The 5,701-nt window shown below is 38.2% G+C and carries 4 protein-coding genes; 1 reads left to right on the forward strand and 3 read right to left on the reverse strand.

The annotated features are described in order from the left end of the window. Nucleotides 1–465: 465 nt before the first annotated feature. From RTK36_RS14450 to ku, 3 genes are all read right to left on the reverse strand, one after another. Nucleotides 466–1,548, reverse strand: coding sequence for a DUF2974 domain-containing protein (locus RTK36_RS14450; RefSeq protein ID WP_312047942.1), 1,083 nt, complete (start codon nt 1,546–1,548; stop codon nt 466–468). A gap of 358 nt (nt 1,549–1,906) precedes the next feature. Further along, on the reverse strand, nt 1,907–4,345 hold the full coding sequence (gene ligD, locus RTK36_RS14455; protein ID WP_312047943.1) for a DNA ligase D: 2,439 nt from the start codon (nt 4,343–4,345) through the stop codon (nt 1,907–1,909). A 2-nt stretch (nt 4,346–4,347) separates the two neighbouring features. After that, nucleotides 4,348–5,121, reverse strand: a complete 774-nt coding sequence (gene ku, locus RTK36_RS14460; protein WP_312047944.1) for a non-homologous end joining protein Ku — start codon at nt 5,119–5,121, stop codon at nt 4,348–4,350. A 228-nt stretch (nt 5,122–5,349) separates the two neighbouring features. Here ku and RTK36_RS14465 point away from each other — a divergent pair. Continuing rightward, on the forward strand, nt 5,350–5,701 hold a 352-nt coding region (locus RTK36_RS14465), incomplete at its 3' end, for a polysaccharide biosynthesis protein (RefSeq protein ID WP_331655078.1).

A 5,701-nucleotide genomic window follows, 5' to 3' on the forward strand; every position in this document is an offset into this window, starting at 1 on the left:
AACAGGTTTTGCATTTTCCACAAAGCATGTATTTTGTCTTACGAAACCATTTCATTACAACTTGGGCATTCCATTTATCAAGGCTAATTTTACTTCCATATTATAACACATTTTTTCTCTTTAGGGTTACTTATTAGAGGTATTCTACGGTTTGTTTGTGTTGTTGGAAAATAGTTTATTTGTCCTAAAAAAATTTGTCTAGTCAATTACATTTATAACAAACATTAAAAAATGCTTCTGCTGCCTTTAAAACCTTACCTATCACTCCTATCTTTAAAATGCTGATATATTGTTTTAAAAACAGGCTTCCGTTTAAGCAGGAATTTTGCCAAACGAAAGCCATATTTATTGTAATTATTATAACATTTCAGCTTAGCGCGAAAATGCAGCAAATTTTTCAAGGGGACGGTGAATTCTTAGTATTTCAGACACCAGTAAGTAAATCCACCATTTCTATATGTTTCCTTAAAGGAATCGTAAATTCTTTACATATAATGTAAAAAGCGAAATTATGGTTTCAAAAACAAAGCGCCTAGTTTCTGGGTCAATTCCTCTTACGCTACCCATAGCTGTAAATACCTTTTTATGCCATTCCTCATTAAAATTATTGAAGCTCTCAACCCCCATAGATTCAATAACTTTATAAAGCGTTGTTATAAAAAGCTTTCGCTTTTCATCTTCTAATGATAAGAGCCATTGATTAATCACTTTATTGATTTGCTCTGCTCCCTCCGTGATACCTTGTGTATATTGAAAGTCACCTTTATTGATTACCCATGAAAAAGGATCATGTTGCATAATCCAAAACTCGTTACTCTCCACCACAACATAATCTTCCTGCAGTTGCAAGAGCATGCCCACTAAAGAGGATTGGGGTAAGGTTTTGTGGATCCTTGATTTAATCCTTTCGTATTTTTCGCTGGTAAATATTTCATCTCTGAAGCCCGGGCCGTCATGACTGTAAATACTTACAATACGATCTTGAACCCCTTGATGGCATTCCATAGCAGAATAAACGGCAATATTGCCTCCTTTAGAATGTCCACCTACCATGAAAGCATGAGGAAACTGGTCAGCAACAGCATTCAAATAAGAAACGCCCTCTTGCTGTGCAGGAACAGGCGTAATAAAAGCCATATTGAAATCTTCTTTCCATCCTACAATTGTAGCATCTGTACCTCGATATGCAACATAAGCGGTCTCGTCATCTAGTAAGTAGGTAACAGCCGCAAATTGCTTCTGCATGGTTGCGTCTAAGCTATCTGAATAGCAGCACATTCTAATATCTCGAAACCTTGGGCTCATACCAAGGGCAAGCAGAAGTCGATGATTGCTCTTTGCGTCTCGCACGCTATTCAGCATCTTAGGGATATGTTCTGCTTTGAGCAAATCTCCAATTCTTACTGGTGTTTGCTTATCCATAAACCATGGTACGACTTCATTAAAATGGATATAGACAAATTGAGATAAAATAAGGCTATCTACAAGATTGAACTTAGTGGTTTTAAAATCATCCATTTGGGATTCTGCATAATCTACAATATTCATGTGCTATCTCTCCTTAACGCATAGATTGATCCTATGCAGTAACTTTACTTCCATTCTATATCAATCAACATCATTACTGCAAATTTTTATAAAAAACTCTGATTATTGAGATTCTGCAAGAAGCTTTTGGAACTTTCCGAATCAAAAATACACACATACCTTTTACATAAAACAAAACATGTCTGCTCATCATTCGAAAGGTATTTCGCAATCTAGAATTATTTTTGTTTTCATTTATACTATCAATGACACTTCACAATCTATTTTCATATGAAATTCAAACACTCTATCTATTTTCGCAATTGAGTATGCTTATGCCTAAGTCAAAACATAAATATAAGCTTTTTTACTATTATCTTTATTTCAGCATTTGTTCATTTTTAAAGTAATCTTTCCACGGATCATCTCTCTGAATCCTCAAAAGAGCCTCTTTCATGTCAACGCCATCAGGCGCTATGGTATCTAGTTCTTCCCATAGAATGGGCATTGACACTTTTGCACCCTTTCTTGCTCTTAAAGAATAGGGCGCTACACTGGTGGCACCTCTTCCATTTCGAATCCAGTCAATGAATATCTTTCCTTTTCGACTAGCCTTTCTGACATTACTGGTATAACGGTCAGGCCATTTTTGTTCCATCACTATAGCAACTCCCTTGGCAAAGTCATGAAAGGCATCCCAACTAACACTAGGTTTTAAAGGAACAACCACATGATAACCCTTTCCCCCACTTGTCTTAAGATATGCGTCTAAAGAAAGCTCATTTAGGATATTTTTAACATCCAGTACCCCTTGGCGTACCCGACTCAACTCCATATCTTCATCAGGATCCAAATCAAACACCATCATATCAGGCTTTTCCAGGGTCTCTACAGAGCTTCCCCATGTATGAAATTCCAAAGTACCCATTTGAACCTCAGATAAAATTCCAAATCCATTTTCGACATAAAAGTTCTCTTCCGATTCCCCTTTTCCATTGGCAATGGGAACATTAACAATCCCTTTGCTCTCTGATGTTGGATGCTTTTTATAAAAACAAGTTTGAGAAACACCCTTAGGACAACGCAATGTGGTTAAAATTCTATGACTTACATATGGTAGCATACGGGGCAAGACTTTTTCGTAATACTGCACAACATCTGCTTTCGTAATCATAAGTTGGTCATATAATATCTTATCAGGATTTGAAATTTTAACGCCTCCAAGCATAACGCTGTTCTTTCCTTCCATTCGCCCCGCTCCTTCCTTAGCAGAAAATGCAGGTGCTATTTCATTTTCTGGTGTTTCCCTTTTTACCTCTTTTGGGTTTTTATCCATTCGTAACCCCTGAAAGCTCGCTTGCCTTAATAAATTTTCTTTTGTCCACTCTGCAAATTTAATTTCAGCTACCAACGAAGGCTCAAGCCAAGTGACCTCCTCCTGTGTCCTAGCTTTTGGGGGAATTTGAAAGGAAGAATCTGCTCTTTTGAAATGACTGCATTTTTCTTCCAGTTCCCTCCTTTCCTTTTCACTCATTCCCGTACCTGCTCGTCCTGCATAAATAAGACTTTCACCCTCATAAACCCCAAGAAGAAGGGCACTTACTCCCCATGATTTTTTATCTGTTCGTGTATACCCACCAATTACAAACTCCTGCCTTTTTTCACATTTCAGCTTAATCCAGTCACCATTTCTGCTTCCACTGTAAATAGAATCAACCTTTTTCCCAACGATACCCTCCATGCCAGACTCACAAGCGGCGGCGAAGCTTTCTTTCCCCATTCCCCTGATATAGCGACTATAATAAAGATTGGAAGGAGCATCCTTCATTAGCATTTCAAGAATTTCTTTCCGTTGCATTATGGTATGATTTCGCAAGTCCTCCCCATCCAAAGCAAGAAGATCAAAAACAATATAAGTCAATTTTTCAGACTTCCCATTTTTCAAATAGTTTTGCAAAGCCTGAAAGTCGGTTTTACCTGACGCATCCGTAATCACCATTTCGCCATCCAAAACCATAGACCTGCCTCCTGCCCAATTAATTAGGGATGAAGCTATATCATAAAACCGTTTCTGATAGTCAATGCCATTCCTTGTAACTAGACGGACTTGATTGCTCTCAACAAATGCCACAATCCTATAGCCATCATATTTCATTTCATAAATCCACTCATCCCCATCAGGAACTTTGTTCTCTAACTTCGCCAGTTGTACATCAACCTTATTAAAAGGATTAAGGGTAAATCTCTTCATTTCACCCTGTTCAATTTCATCCATGGTACGTCCCGTACGAATGCTTGTAATAAACTCTGATGTTCCATCGGTAGTCTTGGCGTATTCATCTTTTTCTTTGAGCAATAACCAATTGTCCTTTGCGTCATTTGGTTTTCTTTTTAATCGAATCAACGCCCACTTCCCTTTCATTCGCCTTCCTTGCAATGTGAACTTCAGCTCCCCTTTTCGAAGACCCTCCTCTACATTTCCGTAAGGCTCCCAAAAACCTTCATCCCAAAGCATAACAACGCCACCACCGTATTCTCCCTTTGGAATCGTACCTTCAAAATTCCTATATGCTAAAGGGTGGTCTTCCACTTGCACGGCAAGTCTTTTTTCCCGGGTATCATAGGATGGCCCCTTGGGCACTGCCCAACTTAAAAGAACACCAGCCCATTCCAAGCGAAAATCATAATGGTCTCTCCGTGCCATATGGTGCTGAACCATAAAATTTAAGGCTTCTTCGTTGCTTCCTTCTAACCCCTCAGGTTCCAACGTATTTTCAAAATTTCTTTTCTCTTGATATTCCTTGAGTTTCACATCCATAATTATGCCGATTCCTTATCACTTTTTGCTTTTTCAACGCTAGCTTTCAGGGCTTCCATAAGGTCGATAACTTTTGCCGCACCATCAGATTCCGATGCAACAATCTCCTTGCCTGATATTTTTATTTCAATTAATTCACGTAGCCTCTCCTGATATTCGTCTTTATATTTAGATGGGTCGAAAGGTGTGTCCATTGAGCTAATCAATGTTTTTGCCATGTTTAATTCCTGTTCTGATACCTCAGGCTTATTGTACTGCTTTTGTATCTCCTTTATTTCATCGGCATAGAACATGGTGGAAATCAAAATACCCTCTTCCCTTGGAATAATGGCCATTAGTGTGTCCTTGGTTCCGATAACCGTTTTTCCTATGGCAATCTTTTGTTCACTCATCAGTGCTGACCTAAGCAACTCAAACGCCTTTTCACCCCCTGGCTCTGGTGCCGCCTGATAGGTTTTTTCATAGTACACAGGAGAAATTTGGTTTAACTGGGCGAAATGCAAAATCTGAATAGACTTTTCCTTTTCCGTCTTTATCTTTTCAATCTCCTCGTCTGTGATTACCACATACTTATCCTTATCGTATTCGTAACCTTTAACAATGTCATTTGTAGAAATTTCCTTACCACAATGGGCACATGTTTTCTTATAACGAATCCTGCTATTGTCTTCTTTATGCAATTGATTAAAATGTATGTCGTTGTCTTGGGTGGCTGTTAACATAGAAATAGGAATTGCTACCATACCAAAAGTGATTACCGATTTACGTGCTGCCATAACATAACACCTCCACAGGCTATTGTTTCCAACAGCTTTATATATATGCGAATTTCAAAGGAGCCTCTAATCATGTTTTTTCAACATCCATTATTTTCAAAAATCTTCTAACCAGATCATCTTCTTTCTGACTATCTTCCCCTTTTCTCCCCCTCCTAAGCACCGCTCACAAAAGATGGATCCTATCATACTATACTTACTAAGAATCTATTTTGGAGAGTGGTTAGTATGTCTGAAAATTTTGATGACAAAATATTGCTCATTACCGGAGGAACTGGTTCTTTTGGCAATATTGTCGCCAAAAGGTTTCTGCTTAATAATGAAATAAAAGAAATTCGAATCTTTTCTAGAGACGAAAAAAAACAGGATGATATGCGAAAGTTATATAAAAATGATAAGTTAAAATTTTATATAGGCGACGTCCGAGATATTGATAGTGTGGAAAACGCCATGCGTGGCGTAGATTATGTATTTCATGCCTCTGCATTGAAACAAGTTCCGTCTTGCGAATTTTTCCCTTTAGAGGCTGTGAAAACCAATATTTTAGGAACAGAAAATGTTCTATCCAGCGCCATCCACC

This window comes from Anaerotignum sp. (genome assembly GCF_031981185.1).
GTDB lineage: Bacteria > Bacillota > Clostridia > Lachnospirales > Anaerotignaceae > Chakrabartyella.